At 24.6% G+C, this 297-nt stretch carries 1 protein-coding gene; it reads left to right on the top strand.

The window, feature by feature from the left end; translation table 11 throughout:
- Positions 1 to 297 (top strand): hypothetical protein (locus tag R0J92_RS22325; protein WP_411053264.1); only part of this gene is annotated, 297 nt, incomplete at both ends.

The raw sequence follows: 297 nt of genomic DNA, 5'->3' as shown, positions 1-297 counted from the left end.
ATATTAAAAAGAGACTTAAATAAAATTTATAGAATTGTATATGATGAGAATTCATTATTTTATTTTTCTAGTTTTCATTATGCATATAGAAAAGTAAAGGATGGAGACCCAGAAGATATACAAAGATCTTTTCAAAAAATTAATTTAGATGTTATGGCTATGTTGATAAATATTACTTCGATTGTCGATACAGAAAACGATTTAGGCACATCTACTGAGGATTATTTTTTCTCAAGAATGGAAAATTGTTCATGGGCATTTTCATATATCTATAAGAATGATATTAAAGAATATTAC

It is taken from the genome of Tritonibacter sp. SIMBA_163, from assembly GCF_046535935.1.
Classification (GTDB): Bacteria; Pseudomonadota; Alphaproteobacteria; order Rhodobacterales; family Rhodobacteraceae; genus Epibacterium; species Epibacterium scottomollicae.
This window is presented reverse-complemented; position numbering and strand designations above follow the sequence as displayed.